At 58.5% G+C, this 17484-nt stretch carries 18 protein-coding genes; 11 read left to right on the forward strand and 7 right to left on the reverse strand.

The window, feature by feature from the left end; all coding sequences use genetic code 11:
• The first annotated feature begins 64 nt into the window (after positions 1 to 64).
• The 7 genes from ACNO7C_RS09585 to ACNO7C_RS09615 all read left to right on the forward strand — a co-directional run bounded on the left by ACNO7C_RS09585 (position 65) and on the right by ACNO7C_RS09615 (position 6013).
• Positions 65 to 466: an HIT family protein gene (locus ACNO7C_RS09585; RefSeq protein WP_460024864.1), complete on the forward strand. Its 402-nt coding sequence runs from the start codon at positions 65 to 67 to the stop codon at positions 464 to 466.
• Positions 435 to 1166, forward strand: coding sequence for a diphthine--ammonia ligase (locus tag ACNO7C_RS09590; RefSeq protein WP_460024865.1), 732 nt, complete (start codon positions 435 to 437; stop codon positions 1164 to 1166). The genes ACNO7C_RS09585 and ACNO7C_RS09590 overlap by 32 nt, the downstream gene beginning before the upstream one ends.
• Positions 1154 to 2971, forward strand: a complete 1818-nt coding sequence (locus tag ACNO7C_RS09595; protein WP_460024866.1) for an ASKHA domain-containing protein — start codon at positions 1154 to 1156, stop codon at positions 2969 to 2971. The genes ACNO7C_RS09590 and ACNO7C_RS09595 overlap by 13 nt, the downstream gene beginning before the upstream one ends.
• Positions 2968 to 4143, forward strand: a complete 1176-nt coding sequence (locus ACNO7C_RS09600) for an amidohydrolase family protein (RefSeq protein WP_460024867.1) — start codon at positions 2968 to 2970, stop codon at positions 4141 to 4143. Before ACNO7C_RS09595 ends, ACNO7C_RS09600 begins: the two co-directional genes overlap by 4 nt.
• A gap of 177 nt (positions 4144 to 4320) precedes the next feature.
• On the forward strand, positions 4321 to 4881 hold the full coding sequence (locus ACNO7C_RS09605; RefSeq protein ID WP_460024868.1) for an ATP cone domain-containing protein: 561 nt from the start codon (positions 4321 to 4323) through the stop codon (positions 4879 to 4881).
• A gap of 210 nt (positions 4882 to 5091) precedes the next feature.
• The gene (locus ACNO7C_RS09610; RefSeq protein ID WP_460024869.1) at positions 5092 to 5631 is read left to right on the forward strand and encodes a hypothetical protein; all 540 of its coding nucleotides are present in this window, start codon (positions 5092 to 5094) and stop codon (positions 5629 to 5631) included.
• A 7-nt stretch (positions 5632 to 5638) separates the two neighbouring features.
• On the forward strand, positions 5639 to 6013 hold the full coding sequence (locus ACNO7C_RS09615) for a roadblock/LC7 domain-containing protein (protein WP_460024870.1): 375 nt from the start codon (positions 5639 to 5641) through the stop codon (positions 6011 to 6013).
• Between the two features lie 57 nt (positions 6014 to 6070).
• Here ACNO7C_RS09615 and ACNO7C_RS09620 read toward each other — a convergent pair whose 3' ends face one another.
• The 3 genes from ACNO7C_RS09620 to ACNO7C_RS09630 are packed head-to-tail and all read right to left on the reverse strand — an operon-like array spanning position 6071 to position 8884.
• Positions 6071 to 6997, reverse strand: a complete 927-nt coding sequence (locus ACNO7C_RS09620; protein WP_460024871.1) for an SPL family radical SAM protein — start codon at positions 6995 to 6997, stop codon at positions 6071 to 6073.
• Positions 6998 to 7004: 7 nt separating this feature from the next.
• Entirely contained in the window at positions 7005 to 7937 is a 933-nt protein-coding gene (locus tag ACNO7C_RS09625; protein ID WP_460024872.1) for a hypothetical protein, read from the reverse strand.
• Complete coding sequence (locus ACNO7C_RS09630) at positions 7934 to 8884, reverse strand: TFIIB-type zinc ribbon-containing protein (protein WP_460024873.1); 951 nt, start codon at positions 8882 to 8884, stop codon at positions 7934 to 7936. The genes ACNO7C_RS09625 and ACNO7C_RS09630 overlap by 4 nt, the downstream gene beginning before the upstream one ends.
• 90 nt (positions 8885 to 8974) lie before the next feature.
• Here ACNO7C_RS09630 and ACNO7C_RS09635 point away from each other — a divergent pair, with 90 nt between their 5' ends.
• Positions 8975 to 9178 (forward strand): hypothetical protein, encoded by a 204-nt coding sequence (locus tag ACNO7C_RS09635; RefSeq protein WP_460024874.1) that lies wholly within the window; start codon positions 8975 to 8977, stop codon positions 9176 to 9178.
• Between the two features lie 178 nt (positions 9179 to 9356).
• Here ACNO7C_RS09635 and ACNO7C_RS09640 read toward each other — a convergent pair whose 3' ends face one another.
• Positions 9357 to 10394 carry a hypothetical protein gene (locus tag ACNO7C_RS09640; protein ID WP_460024875.1) on the reverse strand — a complete coding sequence of 346 codons (1038 nt, stop codon included), beginning with the start codon at positions 10392 to 10394 and terminating at the stop codon, positions 9357 to 9359.
• A gap of 63 nt (positions 10395 to 10457) precedes the next feature.
• Positions 10458 to 10997 carry a hypothetical protein gene (locus ACNO7C_RS09645; RefSeq protein WP_460024876.1) on the reverse strand — a complete coding sequence of 180 codons (540 nt, stop codon included), beginning with the start codon at positions 10995 to 10997 and terminating at the stop codon, positions 10458 to 10460.
• A 208-nt stretch (positions 10998 to 11205) separates the two neighbouring features.
• Between ACNO7C_RS09645 and radA the strand changes: the two genes are divergently transcribed.
• Positions 11206 to 12222, forward strand: a complete 1017-nt coding sequence (radA, locus tag ACNO7C_RS09650) for a DNA repair and recombination protein RadA (protein WP_460025932.1) — start codon at positions 11206 to 11208, stop codon at positions 12220 to 12222.
• A 45-nt stretch (positions 12223 to 12267) separates the two neighbouring features.
• The gene (locus ACNO7C_RS09655; RefSeq protein ID WP_460024877.1) at positions 12268 to 12594 is read left to right on the forward strand and encodes a 30S ribosomal protein S25e; all 327 of its coding nucleotides are present in this window, start codon (positions 12268 to 12270) and stop codon (positions 12592 to 12594) included.
• A gap of 10 nt (positions 12595 to 12604) precedes the next feature.
• On the opposite strand, the gene ACNO7C_RS09660 is transcribed toward ACNO7C_RS09655, so the two are convergent.
• Complete coding sequence (locus ACNO7C_RS09660) at positions 12605 to 13372, reverse strand: hypothetical protein (RefSeq protein ID WP_460024878.1); 768 nt, start codon at positions 13370 to 13372, stop codon at positions 12605 to 12607.
• 220 nt (positions 13373 to 13592) lie between these two features.
• Here ACNO7C_RS09660 and ACNO7C_RS09665 point away from each other — a divergent pair, with 220 nt between their 5' ends.
• Positions 13593 to 16442 carry a DEAD/DEAH box helicase gene (locus ACNO7C_RS09665; RefSeq protein ID WP_460024879.1) on the forward strand — a complete coding sequence of 950 codons (2850 nt, stop codon included), beginning with the start codon at positions 13593 to 13595 and terminating at the stop codon, positions 16440 to 16442.
• Here the strand turns inward: ACNO7C_RS09665 and ACNO7C_RS09670 are convergent.
• Positions 16439 to 17458 (reverse strand): Gfo/Idh/MocA family oxidoreductase, encoded by a 1020-nt coding sequence (locus ACNO7C_RS09670; protein ID WP_460024880.1) that lies wholly within the window; start codon positions 17456 to 17458, stop codon positions 16439 to 16441. The genes ACNO7C_RS09665 and ACNO7C_RS09670 overlap by 4 nt on opposite strands.
• Positions 17459 to 17484: the final 26 nt, after the last annotated feature.

The raw sequence follows: 17484 nt of genomic DNA on the forward strand, positions 1-17484 counted from the left end.
TTCCTGGGATCAGTTTTGGCCCCTCGGCGTAGCTTTATTAGCAGTCTGCGGTAAAACCTCACCTGTGCAGACACACTGCGTGTTCTGCGGTATCGCCCGACACGAGAGGGACGCCGTGACGGTGTACGAGGACGAGGAGTTCGTAGTCTTCCTAGACAAGTACCCCTTAACGCTGGGCCACGCGCTCGTCGCGCCGAAGAAGCACTACACGAACATCTTCGACATGCCCGAGGAGGCCGTTGCTAAAGCCTTCGTGCTCGCCAAAAAGGTCGCAGTAGCCCAGCTGAAGGCCCTCGGAGCGAAAGGGGTGAGGATCGTCATGAACAACGGGAGCGAGGCAGGCCAGGAGATAATGCACGCTCACGTGCACGTCATCCCCTATGGTGTGCCGCACCTCGGCCGCAGGCAGCTGGACAGGGAGGAGGGTGAGAGAGTTGCGTCCCTTCTCAGGAGAGAGCTCGCCTAGGCGCGTCTGCGTGCTCTTCTCTGGGGGCAAAGACAGCACCTACGCTCTGCACTGGGCGCTCCTCAAGGGGTTCAGTTTCGGGTGCCTCATCACCATCAAGCCACGCTCGGAGGACTCAATGATGTTCCACGTGCCCTACGTTGAGCTGACGAAGCTTCAGGCCGAAGCCTTAGGCCTGCCACAGGTTTTCTACGAACAGGGACCTGAGAGCGACGTCGATGCGCTGAAGAGGGCGCTAACAGCCGCTCGGGAGGCGCACGGCTGTACCGCGCTGGTCACCGGCGCGCTGAGCTCAGACTACCAGCGCCTCCGCATCTCTCTCGTAGCAGAGGAGCAAGGTCTCGAGGTGTTCAACCCCCTGTGGCGGAAGAACCAAGAGGAGTACATGCGCGAGCTCGTGAGGCAAGGCTTCCGATTCATCCTAACTTCGCTGTCCGCGAAGGGCCTAGACCCCCGCCTACTCGGTAGGGAGCTCGGGCAGGAGGACGTTGAGGCTATCATAAGCTCGGCCCGCGTGCATGGATTCAACCCGGCGTTCGAGGGCGGCGAGGCTGAGACGCTAGTCGTGGATGCCCCCCTCTTCCGGAAGGAGATGCGCGTGGAGGGCTATCCCGTCAGGGTCTCTGAGTACAATTGGGTTTTCAACATAACGAAGGTCGAGCTGCTCGAAAAGAGAGGTGATCACGAGTGGTCGAGGTAGTGGTGGAGCCGTACAACATCAGAGTTGAAGCCCAGGAAGGCGAGAGGCTCTACGACACCCTCAAGAGAGCGGGTATACCTTTCAGAACCGAGTGCGGAGGGCGCGGCATCTGCGGCAGGTGCAGGGTGATACTGAGAGGCGGAAGCGTAACCCCGGCAACCGAGGCTGAGAAACGGCTCCTCGGCGCAGAGCTCCTGTCGAGAGGGTACAGGCTCGCCTGCCAGACCAAGGTTAGTGGTCCGGTACGCTTGCTCCTACCCCCTGAGTCTCGCCCCGGGGCTTTAAGCGTGGCTAGCTCCGGCTTCGCCAGGAGCGTTAAGCTGTCGCCGCTATCGAAAAAGAGCCGCGTGGCCGTGAAGCCTCCGAGCCTCGAGAACCCTTTGCCCGATGCCGACTCGCTGGCTAGAGCCCTCGGGGTGGCTGGCTTGGAGCTAGACCTGGACGCCTTGAGGGAGCTACCAGCAGCGCTGCGACGCGGCTCATGGGAGGTCACAGTCACGATCTGGAGAAATCGCAGAGTAACGCGCGTTGAGCCCGGGGACGCATCCTCCGAGAACCTCGGCGTCGCGGTCGATGTTGGAACGACAAAGATCGTAGTCCACCTCGTCGACTTGAACAGCGGGAGAAGCATCGGGGAGGTTTTCAGCGAAAACCCTCAGCTCGTGTACGGGGACGATATCGTTTCCAGGCTCCGCGCGGCGCTAGACAGGCCTGAAAACCTCGCGGACATGCGGCGCCTAGCCGCGGGAGCCGTGGACAACCTCGTGAAGGCGGCACTCCTAGAATCTGCCGCGGGTCGAGGCGATGTGGATGCAGCCGTCATCGTGGGGAACACGGTCATGCACCACCTCCTCTTAGGAATAGACGTTACCGGCTTGAGCTTCTCCCCGTTCGTGCCCTCCACCTCGGGGCCGATCGAGGCGCCTGGAAGGCTCATAGGGCTCACCAACGTCAGAGCCGCGTACTTCCCGCCGCTCATCGCGGGGTACGTCGGCAGCGACGCCCTCGCGGACGTCATAGCTGTAGGCCTGCACCTCGAAGACGGGCCGTCCATGCTGATCGACATCGGCACGAACACGGAGATACTGCTCAACACGGGAAGCGATCTCCTCGCCTGCTCCGCGCCCTCTGGACCCGCCTTCGAGGGCGGGCACATTAAGTACGGAATGAAAGCTATGGTTGGCGCCATTTCATCCGTTTCGATCGAAGGCGATGCGGTGCACTACAGGGCGATAGGGGACGCGAGGCCGATGGGGCTGGCCGGGTCAGCGATCATAGACGCGGTCGCCTCCCTCCTCGACAGCGGCCTGCTCACCGAGAGGGGCTTTTTCAACAGGAGCTCCGGTAGCCGGAGGATCAGGAGGGCAAAGGAAGGGGGGTGGTACGAGTACGTCCTCGTGGATGAGGAGGAGAGCGGGCTTGGGGAAGCGATAACGATCAGCGAGAAGGACATAAGCGAGGTTAGACTCGCCAAAGCCGCTGTGATGAGCGGGGTGCTCGCTCTCCTAGAGCACGCCGGGCTCGAGGCCAGCTCCCTCAAGAGGCTCTACATCGCCGGCTCGTTCGGCTACAGCATAAACCCGCGGAGCGCTATTCGCATAGGGCTCCTGCCTGAGCTGGACGAGTCCGCGATCAAGCAGGTAGGCAACACGGCCGTAGAGGGGGCTAGGATGATGCTCGTTTCGGAAGAAGCCGTCGAGGAGGCAGAGCACGTCGCCAAAAGGGTTAAGTACGTAGAGCTAACAGCTTCGCCGTTCTTCAAGAAGCACTTCTCAAGGTCGCTAAGGTTCGGTGAACCGCGATGACCCTGGTTTTTAAAAAGTGCTCCTATGCCGTCACGTCGAGAGGCCTCCTGCGCGACGTCGACATAGCGGTTGAGCGCGGGAGAGTGTCTGGCATCGGGACTGGCTTAGGGGGTGGCGAGGAAATCGACTGCCAAGGCCTCGTAGCCTTGCCCGGCTTGGCGAACGCCCACACTCACCTCTCGCACATGTACGCTCCGCCCAAAACGCCGGCGCCAACCTGGGAAAGGCACCACGAGGATGTGCCTCAACGGGAAGTCGCGGAGCTGGCTCTCCGCCTCGCGTTGATCCGAGCACTTGAGAGCGGTACCACGCTAGTAGCCGACACCACAGCTCATCCCGACCTGCTACAGAGGATTGCGGGGGAGGTGGGGGTGAAGGTCACCCCCGCTGTCTCGTGGGGCATGCTCAGCGGATGGGAGGGTGGTGTAGTGCTTGGCGGTCTCGAGGAGGCCGTCGAGCACTCGGTGGAGATCCGGGAGCGAGCTGCAGGCTCTCAGCAGGCCCTGATTTTCCTGCACGTCGCGAACGACAGGTCGCAGCTCTACGCCGCGAAGACTAAGTACGGGAGATTCCCAATCGAGCTCCTGAACTCTCTAGGCTTACTGACCCCCAGAACTATTCTGGTAAACCCTGGCTGGGCATCGAGCTGGGAGCTACGCCTAGTCGGCGAGAAGAGGGCACGAGTAGTCTACGCCCCGGTGGCTGACGCGCTAACTTCCAGCGGGGGAATGCTGCCGGTGCGGGAGCTCGTCTCGAGCAATGTTGCTACAGGCCTCTGCTCTGAGACACCACTGATTGGCCAGACCCTGGACATGTTCGACGTCACGCGTGCTTTCCTCATTCTTCAGAGGGAGCTGTTCTGGGAAAGGGACCTCACAGCCCTCGGTGCCATGAGCATCGCCACCCGCGGGGGATACTCGGCGCTCAGCGTCGAGGGCGGCGTGATCGAGGAAGGCTCCGTAGCAGACATGGTGCTCGTAGCCTCGGAGCTGGCTCGTTTCAAGGGGGTTGACCCCGAGAGACTTCTCCTCTCTCTCAGCGCTGCGAACATCGTGTACGTCCTCGTCGATGGGAGAGTCGTCCTCGAGCCATCTAGGAAGGAGCAGCTGGAGGCTGTTAAGCGCTACACCTTAGAGAGGCTTCTAGACCGCCTCGACCCCACCCGGCTTTAGCAGGCTCTAATTGTGGTGAAGCTACGCCTGGCGCAATCGCCTCAAGGGCTCAGCGGTTATCGATCCACCAGGTGCTGAAGCAAGGCTCCTAGAATACCCTCACTTTGTATTGAAAAGCTCAAAAAGTCTTCGCTGATAGGCGAAACTAATAAAACAGAGTTCAGCGAGAGTAACGTCGTGGCGAAAAAGGTTGTAAAGCACGACGGTAGAGTGGAGGATTTCTCCGCAAGTAAAATATATGAATCGTGCCTCGCCGCCGGCGCCCCCGAGGAGGTCGCGCACGAGATCGCCCGTGAGGCAGAGGAGAGGATAAAGGATGGCGCGACAACAGCCGAGATCAGGAGGTTCGTCCTCCAGCGGTTGAAGGAGATGGCGCCGCACGCGTACGAGGCTTGGACCTTCTACGACAGGGTAGCGAAAGGCAGGATAACCTTCGAAGACGGGAAAGCGGTCGTCGTAGAGAAAGGCCACCTATACCTCGGCAGAGAGGTTAAAGACGTAGGGCCTCCCGGCCTTTCCTCCTCCGAGGAGGTCAAGGGCATCCTGAAGGAGCTTGAGGAAGACCTAAACTTCGGCGTCTCCAAGGCGACGATCAACGCAAGGCTTTACGCCCTCTACATGGCAGTCCTGAAATCGTCCAAGATGCCTAAAGAGGAGAAGGAGAAGTCCGTAGAGCTCATCAACGAGTTCCGCCAGAAGCTGGGCTGGAAGCCGTACGAGCCCAAGAAGCCCCTTTAAGCAGAAAAACTTTAACTTCAAACAATCTTTGCTTCATAACCGGGGGATGACTTGACCCGGCCTTGTCCAGAAGAGAAATGATAGGCCGGGTTTAAGACGACCCCCTAGCACCAAGGTGTGCAAAACGAGGATGTAATTACACAACATTATTGAACTAATTAGTTTATAAACCAATGCCCGGAGGGGAAGAGTTGCAAAGGAGGTGTTGGTATGTCGGAGGAGTTAGTGAACCGGTACAGGGAGCTCCTTAGGAAGTTCAACGTCCCTCTTGAAAAATCGCTTGTTGGCAGTGACGGTAGGATTGAGCTGATGGGCAGAAGGTGGATCTTGATGGATGTGATCGCTTTTCCAGAAATGATTAAGGGGGCGGCCGACGTCGTTGGGGAGAGGCTGGCGAAGAGGTTTTTCTACTGGTTTGGTTGCGGCTACGGGAGGGTGCTGGCTGAAAGATTTTTGGGGTTTGGCGTGCCGAGGGAGCTGATACCGGAGCTCGTCGCGGCGTTCGGCAAGTGCCTGGCGGGGTGGGGTGTTATAGAGATACTGGAGGCGAACTTCGAGGAGGGAAGGCTCACCGCAAAGGTCACGAACGACTTCGAGGTCGAGGCCGCCGTGAAGAGAGGAATTGAGCCATCCCCCAATTTCATCCAGGGTGTGGCCGCCTGCAGCTTCGCCGTGCTCATAAACTCGAAGATTGACTCAGCGGCTGAAGTCAAGGATGGCGTGACCATCATACGGGTTACGAGGAGGTGAGGCGTGGGTGAGCACGGACATCGAAGCTATCCGGAGGCTCGTCGAGCCTGTTACTAGGGTTGCCGGGTTTGAGGGGTTTGTTGTTGCTACGGGTGATGGGTTGCCACTGCTGAGCAGCATAGCTGACAAGGAGCTTGAGGAGAAGGTGGCGGCGCTCACGGCTGTGCTGAGCGAGGTGGGCAACAGGGCTAGCACTGAGCTCGGGAAGGGGGAGGCGGAGTGGATCACCGTCAACGCCCCAGACGGCTCAGGCATCATCTACACCAGGCTCGGAGATCTAGGCTACATGGCAGTCCTCTTCAGCAAAGACACGAGGCTAGGCGTCCTCCTGTACACCCTGCGAGAGATAAAGAAGAAGATAGCGGAGTCGAAGCCAGCCTGACAACACCGAGACCCCGGAGTCGTTCTAGCAGCTCGCATCCCCGAGTAAGAAGCAGGTTTACAGGGTTTCACGGAGGGAACTGCGCGAGCCGGGGGGTTGGGAGGAGTGGAACCGGAGTCCTACTAGGTGCGTTCCGTCGCAGCTCACACCGGGCGTGTTGAGAGCTGTGAGGCCTTCCCGGCAAGTCGCGAAGGTCAGCCCCCTCCTCTCTGCCTCGGATTTCACGGTTGCCAGCACCTCTCTCCTGTAGGTTTTCTCGGCGTAGAAGTAACCGTGAAGCCTCTCCCCCCTTTCGAGGTAAAGTTCCCGAAGCCTGGGGACGATCTCGGGGAACGCCTCGGTCATTCTCCTGAGGTTGTCGGGCTTCACTTTGTACGTCGAGCTTACAACGTGCCTCGCCCCCGCGGACGCTACCGCTTCGACGACCTCTGCTATGCTCTCGGGGCTGTCGTTCAGCCCGGGGATTAGGGGGTCAAGCCTCACAACCACCGCTACCTCCTCGCGCGAAAGAAGCTCGACTGCTTTCACCCTGCGCTGGGGTGAAGGGGCGCCGGGCTCCAGTCGCTGCGCAAGGCTCGAGTCGAGAGTTGTGATGGTTATTGAGACAACCGAGCTCATGCTCGACAGCAGGTCAACGTCCCGGACGACGAGGTCCGACTTGGTGACGACCTCAGCTGTGAACCTCCCGCTGAGCATCTCGAGGGTGCGACGTGTGTACATGTACTTCCCTTCTAGCGGCTGATAGGGGTCACTGCTACTGCTTATGTTGACTATGGAGCCTTCCCGGATCCTGCGCAGGTCCCTCCGGACGACGTCGAGGTAGTTCTCCTTGGGCCTTGGTTTGAAGAAATCCTTGATGTAAGACGAGGCGTAGCAGTAGAGGCACCTGTGGGAGCACCCGGTGTAGGGGTTGACGGTGTACTTGAAGGGGCACGTGCAGAGGCTGGTCGCGCGCCAGGGATCGAAGGGCCTAACGTACGTCATTCCCCGCTCACTGGAGCTCCACGTACTCGCTAGCCGTCGCGACGCGGGTCGCGGATCGCGACAAGGGGGCGATCGCTGAGGCTACGCCGACCACGAGCCCGCCGGCGATCGCGAGGAAGCCGCCTCCGAGGGACTGCGCGTACGCCGCGCCACCAGCTAACCCGAATAGTATCGCCAGCAGCGAGTAAGCCCCGAGGGTGAGCCTTCCGCGAGCTGTCTGCGGGTACTGGGTTTTTATGACGATGCCGCTCGCCCCGTCCACTAGCGCTTGGAACCTCTCGCCGCGAAACGTGTACTCCAAAATCCATATCGGGTAGTAGACGAGACCCCTGTACTCCACCTCCCCCTTAGTCACGGTTAGTGCGTGAAGCGAGCTGAAGCTCTCCTGGGCTTCGAGCCTAATCTTCGCCTTGACCGCCGCTTCGGCCATCTTCCCAGCCTCTTCCCTGGAAACTCGCGGCTCGTGGAAAATACCCTTCTCCTTGATCTCGGGGTTGAAGGGTAGCTTCCCCCTGACCGGGAAGGGGTAGTGCTCGAGCTCTCTGTCGAGCCACGTGCCGGAGGCGGGTATCGACACCAGCCCCGTCTCCGTTATCTCGGACGTGGCCTCGCCGAACACTTGGCTGAACCCCCTAGCCTCCGCTTTGAAGTCGGCGAAGAAGAAGTGAACGGGCACCCAGTGGAGCTCCCTCCTGGAGACCGAAAACTCCTTAGGAAGCTCCCTAGGGACCGCGTACTGCCTAGCGATAAACAAAACGAGCTTCTCAAAAGGTTCCAGGGAGTTGTTGAGTGGGAAGTAAAACTGTGTCTCCTCCGCCCTGACGCCCTCCCTTGGGGAGAATATCGTGAAGCAGTAAGGGCAGGTGACTGTCGAGGCGTTGAGTGGGACGCTGAACCTCGCTCCACACCTCGGGCACTCGACCTCAGCTGTCTGGCTCATGCTCTCTCCACCCGTGCGCTCTCAACGATACTCGCGCCGATGGTGTAGGCGGCTAGAGCTGAGCCTCCGAGGAGTAGTAGCGAAGTTTCGAAGCCTGCTACCGAAGCCGTAGCCGCGAATATGGGTCCCGCTAAAGCTGAAAGCGCTAAGCCTCCGATCATCCTGATGAGCCTCTCGGTTGCGGTCAGAGGCTCAGCCCTGTAGATACAAGTCCCGTCGTGCCCGTCGAAAACGGCGGTGTAGGTGGCTCCTCCAGCAGTGTACGTCACGCTCCACACGGGTACGTACACTAGCCTCATTCCCTCCACCTCGTCGATCCTCGCGCTGAAGTAGTCGAGCTTCTCGCCTCGGGCCCTGTACTCGCTCCTCAACGCGTCAATCAGCTTGTCTACCATTATTCTCGTCGCCTCACCCCTACCTATCTCCACGCCCAAAAACTCCAGCTTGATTTTCTCCCAGTCGAAATCCTCCTGCGCTATGGACACGGCTTTCCCGCCCTTAACAGTATAGCTGGCCAGCACATCCCTAATGGCAGACGACGGGACTCTGCGTCTCGCTGGTAGGAAGGCTCTCCTAGCCACTGGAGTGGTCTCCTTAAGGTACACTTTCCTGGCAATCACCTCCTTCCCCCTCTGCTCGTAGCGCGTGACCTGCCAGGACGCCGTTACCCTGCCCTTGAGGCTCGCGTACCACGCTGGGAAGTAGGCTCCGGATACCTCAAGCACCTCTATGTCCCTGAAGCTGGACAGCTGGGGGTCGCGCCTCGCGATGTCGTAGAATCTGTCTTCTATAGAGCTTCTGGGGAGAGTCGGGAGAACGTACACCGAACCGGGATCGAAGTCACCGCCGACTATGTTGGGGTAGCCGCAGTAGTCACAGATGTCAATGAGTGACTCGGGGTCCGCAGTTAGGGGGGCACCGCACCTCCTGCACCTGATCTCGTACACGCTAAAAAACTCGCGTAACGATGATGATAAGCTTTCCTACAGTGGGGGCAGTAGAACCTTTAATATGGTGGGTCGCAGTTGCTTTAGGACGTGGAGAAAGACGAAGAAAAAGGTAGTGCTCAAGCCTCGCCATTCGCGAAGCTGGAGTACGAGGAGTGGGTGGCGCACTCCAGCCCATCCATCCACCAGGGGATTCTCTCACAGCAAAGCGTCCGCCACATCGTTTTTGCCATGATCCTGACCGGGCTCGCTCTGCTCCTGGTATACGCTGCTTTCCTACTCGTGGCTCGGTGACCGCTTTCACACTGGTAGACCTAGTCAGCCCTTGCATACCTGGTCCTTTCCCCGTGTTGAGGCATCGCACCTCATCAGTTCTTAAGCGGGAAGGCACACACTACTTAGTTGCGTCGCAGGGGCTTCTAGTCAACGCACTATGCTGCTCTAAATTTAATCAGTGCGCGTGATTTCCTTCTCACGAGCGCTGACGCTCACCTTCCCCTATCTCGTAGACACTCCACTCCAACGCTCGGCGTTTTGGCGTGTATACTGCCTCGTACATTATCTCAAGGTTGTATGGGTTTTCTTTAAGCGCGTTGCCGAACGGCGTTGTGTACTCGAGGATCCTGTGCGTTAAGACGCCGATTAGAGTGAAGTCTTCAACGATGTTGCTGTCCTCAAGAAAGCGATAGAGCTCATTCAGGTCCCCTCCCTGCATGTAAGATAGGACGTAGACTTTCCCGCTATCTGAGGCAAGCGCTTCTCGGATCATGGGGTGCCGGGAGAGCCCCCAAGCTACCTGCTCGGCGGCGTCTTTGGCCACGTCCAGCTCCAGAAGTACTCCAGGGATGTTTAGCTGGTAAAACCTAGGTGTAAGCGCGTTGTAGAGGTGGAGGGGGCGAACGTGCTGAGTGTAGTGGTAGCTGGCTGTCTGCTGCTTGAGCCCCGCTCTGGCCGACTCCCGGGAGAGCTTGACGAAAGGGTCGCGCATGAGCTCCGCAATTATCCATAGATCCACGTGGTCTGGCTCCCGCCGAACAGGGGCCCCCATCCTGGGCATTATCTCCTCCTCTATCGCCTTTTTCACGGAGCTGAAGCTAACCCTAAGGTAACCCTTGTCTAGGGAAGCCTCCTCCATGGTGTCGCTCCTCCAAAGGAACCTGCCGGTCAAAACCTGGCTCTCATCTGATCTGAGTATATCCGCGACCTCGCTGCACCTCCCAGCGGGGCATAGCGCCAGTATGTAGAGTGACTGCTCGCCTTTACCCTGGAGTACAGGGATCTTCTCGACAACGAAGGGTATAGGCTTCTGGACCAGCTCCTCCGTGAACCTGAGCTTGAAAAGTCCAAGCGCAAACCCCATGGCGCTGAAGTCGAAGAAAGCCCTCAGCAGGAACTTCGACTTTATACTCTCCAAGACGCGGGGGACAGTAGGCAGGCTTACCCCCGCGCTACGGGCCACATCCGTGTAGTCCCTGCACAGAGGCAAGCGCTTCAGAACCTCGAACTCCACTCTTCTCAACCGCAGCAAGCAGACCCATTCCTGCTACAGCTAGAAAGGTCAGATAAGCTTATCCTAATGCTTTCCCCTCGTGACCTCAAGTATTTCCTGAAGTAGCTTGATGGGGGTGTACCTGCAATCCTCGTAGTACAGCCTAGGCAGGGTGACCGCGGCGAGCCTAAACGCATCCGGGTTCTCCTCCCTGAGCCTTTTCAGGGTTTCCAATACCCTCGATGCATCTAAAAGCATCTCCTCTCCCCGCTTCGTGTTGCTCCAATCATAGAGCGCGTAGATTACGGCCCCGATGAGCCTCCCCCTGTCAAATTCAGGGAAGAGCGACTCGCCTCTGATGAGAAAGGCTATTTCCACAGCTCGCTGAAGGAAACTGTCTCCGGTGCTGGAAACGCTGAACCGGCAACCATCCCTGTCCAGCATCCCACGCGCCACCATCCCCTCAGCTACAAGGTAAGGTGTCTCTACGCTAAACCCTATTCCGCTCTTCACTCCCTCCTTTGAAGCCCTAAACCCTCTTCTACTCGCGTGCTCGACAACCCTGTCGAGCAGAGTTTCAAGCGCCTCGTCCAAGCAGTTCGACTCGGGGTATTCCACAGTCATATCCCTCTCCGTGTATGAACACTCAGGTAATTAAATGTTGTCACACACAGTATAACGTTGTTTTACTTTCACGGTTATTGTAGATAACCTTTAAATACTTTAGTTGCGCTACACAAATCAGGGGGTTGTGGCTGTGCCCAAGAAGGCTAAGAGCAAGCCCGAAGTAAGCGAAGAGGCCGAGTTCCAGGATGTTGCCCCAGACGAGAGCGTGCTCGACGACCTCACAAGAAGCGTACTTCAGGAAGACGAGGCTCTCGAGGGCGTAGCAGAGGAGGTTGAGGGTGAGGAGGTCCGTTTAGAGGACCTCGAGGGAGTGGGTAGGATAACCGCGCAGAAGCTCCGAGCGGCGGGCTACTACTCGGTCAAGGATCTCGCCTTCGCGTCTGCCCACGAGCTGGCGCTAATCCTCGGCTCTGAGGAGCGCGCCATGGCGATAATCAGGGCGGCCCAGAAGCTCGTGAGCAAGGGGGAGGAGTTCATCACGGCGAAAGAGCTCTTCGAGAAGAGGAAAAACCTCGAGTACATAAGCACGGGGGTTAAGAGCCTCGACGACCTGCTTGAGGGCGGGATTGAGGTTGGGAGCCTCACAGAGCTGATCGGCGAGTTCGGAGCCGGGAAGACGCAGATATGCCACCAGCTGAGTGTGATGGTGCAGTTGCCAAAGGAGAAAGGAGGTCTCAGCGCGAGGGCACTCTACATCGACACGGAGGGCACCTTCAGGCCTGAGAGGATCATACAGATTGCGAGGGCTAAGGGCTTGGAGCCCGAGAAGGCGCTCGAGAACATAATCTACGCGAGGGCGTACAACAGCGACCACCAGATGTTGCTCGTTGACGAGGCGAAAAAGTACATTGAGAAGAACAACATCCGCCTGATAATAGTCGACAGCCTGATAAACCACTTCAGGTCCGAGTACCCAGGCCGGGAGAACCTGGCCTCGCGCCAGCAGAAGCTCAACCGGCATATCAGCCAGCTGCACAAGCTCGCGAGCCTCTACAACCTCGCCGTAGTCGTGACGAACCAGGTGATGGCGGCCCCGGACATTTTCTTCGGCAACCCCCTCAGGCCCGCAGGCGGAAACATCATGGCCCACGGCTTCACGTACAGGATATGGCTGCGCAAGGCCAAAGAGGGGAAGAGAATCGCCAGGATAATCGATAGCCCCAAGCACGCCGAGAAGGAGGCCGCTTTCGCTATATCCGAGGACGGCGTCACAGACGTCTAAGGGAAAGGTTTAAAACACGCAAAGCGGTTGAATTAGCGGGTCCCTATGGGCGGCGGCAAGAAAAGGCCGACAGTCAGCGCGCTCGAGAAGAGAATGAAGAAGGAGGCGGAGGGGAAGAAGGAGGAAGGGGGCAAAAAACCCCAGATGAAGCTCTCAGGAACCACTGGAGAGCTGACCGAGGTCTCCCTCGAAGCCGTCATAAAGGACATAAAAGGGTTAAAGTACGTTACCCCCTACGTGCTCGCCTCACGCTTAGGGCTGAAGCTAAGCCGAGCTAAGAGGGTCCTAAGGGAGCTCGAGAGCAGAGGCGTTCTGGTGGCTGTTGATAAGAACAGTAGAGTACCAATTTACGTGCCGGCTGGCAAGAGGTAGCCTGGAGCTCCTACTTTTTCTTGAAGACGTCGTAAAGCGAGGTTGAAGTCTGAGGCTTACCGTAAAGCCTTCGAAGCTCCTCGCTAGCGTTGATAACATTGTTCTCGGTTATCTCGACGAGCCCCATCCTCCTCAGCTCGATCAGTATTTTCTCAGCCTTGCCCAGCTCAACACCCTCGCTGACCATGTCTTCCAGAAACCTCAATCTCCCGACGCTCCAGTACCTCCCCAGGTAACGCAGGGCCTTCGAAAAGTCCGGGTCCTGGCTGAGCTCCTCAACCTCCAACAGCCCCCCTCTCTCCTCTTTCGCCTCACTTCCGGGGGGTGTTTGGGGGGTAGGCTCAGCCGGCTCCTCGCTTCTCTTATCTTCAGAGCTCTCGCCCTGAGCCCCCTCGCTCCTCCTTTCCTTCTCCTCGCCGCTCTCCAGGAATTTCAGAAGCGTTTGAGATGGCTTGAGTTTGGTTCTTCTACCGCTCTTTGTCTCTTTCAGCCTCTTAGAAGGTAGAGAGGTGGCTGGCTTAGCTGGTTGCGGAGGCTTCTTTGCGTATACTATCCGGGCCGGTATCTCAAGGTGTATCACAGGCTCGATGACCTCGAAACCGCCCTCTCCCCGGAAGTCCTCGCTCTCGAGGAGCTCCTGCACTAGCACGAAAAGGATGAGCTCGCTGACCCCTCTTTCTTTGGCCCACTCAAGGGCCTCCCTTGCGGAAACGCTACCCTTACTTTTAATGTACTCTACTAGTTCACTTTTGAGCACAGCAAAGTCTTCCATGGCCATGTTCACGCTTCTGCTTCGACGTGTATTTCTTCACAATCACTGGTATTTGTTCTATTCGTTCCCCGCAGCCGTTCCCAGCGTCTGCTCGGTAGCAGCCACCTCGACGATCCCTAAGAGCAGCGGGGCTTCGTGTAAGCATCTCTGCAACGCTGCGACGTGCACGATCCTCTATTCCCTTGTTGGGGCGGATCGGGCAAAGAATATTTATAGAGAGCTTCAAGTGGATGCGGGAGATGTAGTGCAGTTTGCCTCGGTGAATTTGAGGGAGCTTGAAGGTAAGCTCCCCCGACCTCTCCTAGAGGTTCTCGAAAAGGAGGGTTATTCTAGCTTAAACTACATACAGGTCCAGGCGCTTAGGCTAAGCACACACAGCAACCTTCTAATCGTAGCACCTACAGGCTCGGGCAAAACGGAGGCGGCTATCCTGCCCATACTCAAGGGGCTGCTCGAGGAGCGCGGTCAGCCGATATACGCTCTCTACGTAACACCCCTCAGGGCTCTCAACAGGGACATAAACCTGAGGATGAGGGACTTGTTCACGTCGCTGGGGTTTGTCGCCGAGATTCGCCACGGCGACACGCCGCTGTCTCAGCGCAGAAAGATAGCTGAGCACCCCCCTCACCTCTTGATCACAACCCCCGAGACGCTCCAGTTCATACTCGTGGACAAAAGGTTTCGCGGCTACTTGCAGAACCTTCGCTGGGTCGTCATAGACGAGCTCCACGAGCTGATCGACGATAAGAGAGGGGTGCAGCTAACCCTGGCCCTGGAGAGGCTCAGGCTCGCTTCAAGGGGCTTAAAGGTCATCGCGCTGTCGGCCACCCTGAGGGATCCCTACGGCGCGCTGGACTTCATCAGCGGAGGCCGCGGAGGGGCTGTCATAGAGTGGGGTGAAAGGAAAACCTACCGGATAACCATAGCCGACATCGCCAAGCCGAAAGAGGGAGCTCCGAGCCCAATCCCACCAGAGCTCTATGAGAGGGTGAAGCTCATCGCCGAGGAGGCCTCGAAGGGGGGCGTCATAGTTTTCACGAACACGAGGGATACAGCTGAGCTGCTGGGGAGGATCCTCTCGAGAGATTTCGGCCTTGACGTCAGAGTCCACCACGGGAGCCTTTCGAGGGAGGAGCGCGAGGAGGCTGAAGCCCTTTTTAAGCAGGGAAAGGTGAAGGCCATAGTTGCCACTTCGAGCTTAGAGCTGGGAGTGGACATCGGCTACGCGAGGCTCGTTTTCCAGTTCGGCTCGCCGAGGCAGGCTGTGAAGCTCGTTCAGAGAGTGGGGCGTGCCGGGCACAGGCTGGACGTGGTGTCCGAGGGGATCATAATCCCGCTAGGCGTCGAGGACGCCGTTGAGTCCGCAGTAATAGCCCGTAGGGCCGTTCAGGGGAAGCTGGAGTCCCTGGACACGTTCACCTCCCCCCTCGACGTCCTAGCCCACCAGATTGCAGGCCTCTTGCTCGAGTTCCGCGAAGTGCGCATTGACCGGGTCTATGCAATCGTAACCCGGGCTAAACCCTACAGGGAGCTCAGCTACAGCACACTGCTCGACCTTCTCAGGTTCATGGACTCTATCGGCATTGCCCGCCTCGACGGCGACAAGCTGAGGATGGGACGGCGGACGATAAGCTACTACTACAGCGCAGCGTCGATGATACCCGACAACCCATCCTTCGACGTAGAGGACATCGCATCCCGTAGGCGCATCGGGCACCTAGACTACTCGTTCGCATCGATGATAGACCGCGACAAGGTGATAATCCTCGCGGGGAGGGCGTGGAAGATAGAGGACGTGGACATCGAGAGGAACAAGGTCTACGTGACCGAGTACACGGGAGAGCTCGGCGAACCACCGGTGTGGACGGGTACAATGCTCCCGGTCGAGTGGCGGGTCGCCAGGGAGGTGGGCTCGCTCTACAGAAGGCTCTCCGAGCTTTTGCCGAAGGGCAGGGATCAGGAGCTCCTTGCGAAGTACGGGATACCGAGCTCCGTAGCTGCAGAGCTGAAGGGAATCATCGAGAGGCAGCTAAAGCTGGGTATTATTCCGACAGAGCACAACCTCGTGGTCGAGGTTCAGAGGCAGGGAGGAAAAACCATCGCCGTTCTCCACACGTACCTGGGTACGAAGGGGAATAACCTCCTTGCACTCCTCCTCGCCTACGCTGTTAGGGGGTTCTACGGCGTCTCGGCGCGCTACTACTCAGACCCATACCGGGTCCTCATATACGTTGCCTCAGACCTCTCACCCGAGAGGATCGAGGCTGTCATACGTGATGGTTTACCATGGGCGCTGGAGCGCTTGAGGGACGCTGTCCGCGAGAGCAACGCCTACATGCTTGAGCTCCTACACGTGGCCACCCGGATGGGGGTGATAGACCGAGGAAAGGGTAAGATCGAGTCGGGCTACCTGTCCATCCTGAAGAAGAAGCTTAAGGATACACCCGTGGACGTCGAAGCCATAAACTCCTGTATGGTGGAGCACTTCAACCTTGGCGTCGTGGAGAGGCTCGTCGAATCCGTAAGGGAGGGTAAGAGAAGAGTCCACGTTTTCAGCGTAGCCGAGCTCAGCCCGCTCGCCCAGCTGATCTTCGAGAAGCCCTTCGTCAAGACGGGCGTGGTCTCAGCGGGCCTCCCCGTATCCTCAGTGCTTACAGCCGTCCTGAAGAGGCTGGAGAACACGCAGGTTCTGCTCTTCTGCATGCACTGCAGTGAGTGGAGCGCGGAGCTCAGGGTAGGCGACGCGAAGAGCGTTAAAGCGTGCCCCAGGTGCGGATCCCGGGCCCTTGCGGTGCTTAGGCCCTACGAAGCCGAGAACCTGAAAGCGATCAAGAAGTGGAGGAAGGGGGCTAAGCTTACACCCGAAGAGGAGAAGTTCGTAGAAAAAGCGCGCCAAACCGCCTCGCTTTTCGTCTCCTACGGCTACCTCGCCGTCCTGGCGCTGGCCGGCCACGGCGTCGGCCCCTCCACGGCAAAGGCAATACTCTCGAAGAGTAGGGACGTGGACTCACTGGTGAAAAACGTGCTTTTAGCCGAAGCAAACTACACTAGGACACGAAAGTACTGGGAAGATTAGAGCCTCTTCACCACCTCGACTGGCCTGCCCTCCCGGACGCTCCTCCAGCAAGCCTCCGCGACCTCGACCACCCTCAGGCCGTCGAGTCCCGTTATGGGAAGCGGCGCGTCGTTCAAGACCGAGTCCACGAACGCTTGGTCCTCCCGGACGTAGGCCTCGTAGAACCTCGCCCAGAACCACTGAACACCCCTCAGCACCACGCCGCTTTTTACACCGACAGCCAGGTTCGGGTCCACGGCGCTACCCACGTAGACAGTGCCCTCGGTGCCCAGCACCTCTGTCCTCAGGTCGTAGCCGAAGACGCTCTTCCTGCTCCCGTGCACGACGCCGTAAACGCCGTTCTCGAACTCGAAGCTCACGTTCACCAGGTCGAGATCTCCCTTAGCCTTGATCTCGTCGTAGAGAACCGCCCCGCCAGAGACGTAAACCCTCTTCACCTCGCTCCCGATAAGGAACCTAGCCATGTCGAAGTCGTGGCTCAACATGTCCAGGAAAATTCCCCCGCTGAGCTTCGGGTCTTGAGCCCAACCTGGGGGCGCTCCAGGGTCGCGGGCTACGTTCAGGAAGGCGACGGGCCTCCCGATCTCGCCGCTCGCGATCCTGCGCTTGGCCTCCGAGTACGCGTCATCGAAGCGCCGCATGTACCCCACCATTAGCTTGAGCCCGGCCCTATCAGCCCTAGTGACGACGTCGACGGCTTCGTCAGCTGTGACCGTGATGGGTTTCTCCGTGAAGACGTCCTTTCCCGCTTCCAGCGCCTTGACTATCATGTCGTGGTGCAGGTAGGTCGGCGTTGTCACGAAAACGGCGTCAACCTCGGGGTCCTTCAGCATGGAGTCGTAGTCTGTGTACGCCTTCACCTTGAACCTCTCAGCCGTTGACCTCGCAAGCTCCTCTACAACGTCCATCACAGCCACCAGCTTAGCTTTCTCAACCCTGTAGGCCAGAATCTCCGAGTGGACTCTGCCTATCCGCCCGAGCCCCGCCACCGCTACACCTAGGCTTCTCAGCCCCACCACCTCTCTATAGTATCGGTAAAACC

This window comes from Infirmifilum tikiterense (assembly GCF_054696565.1).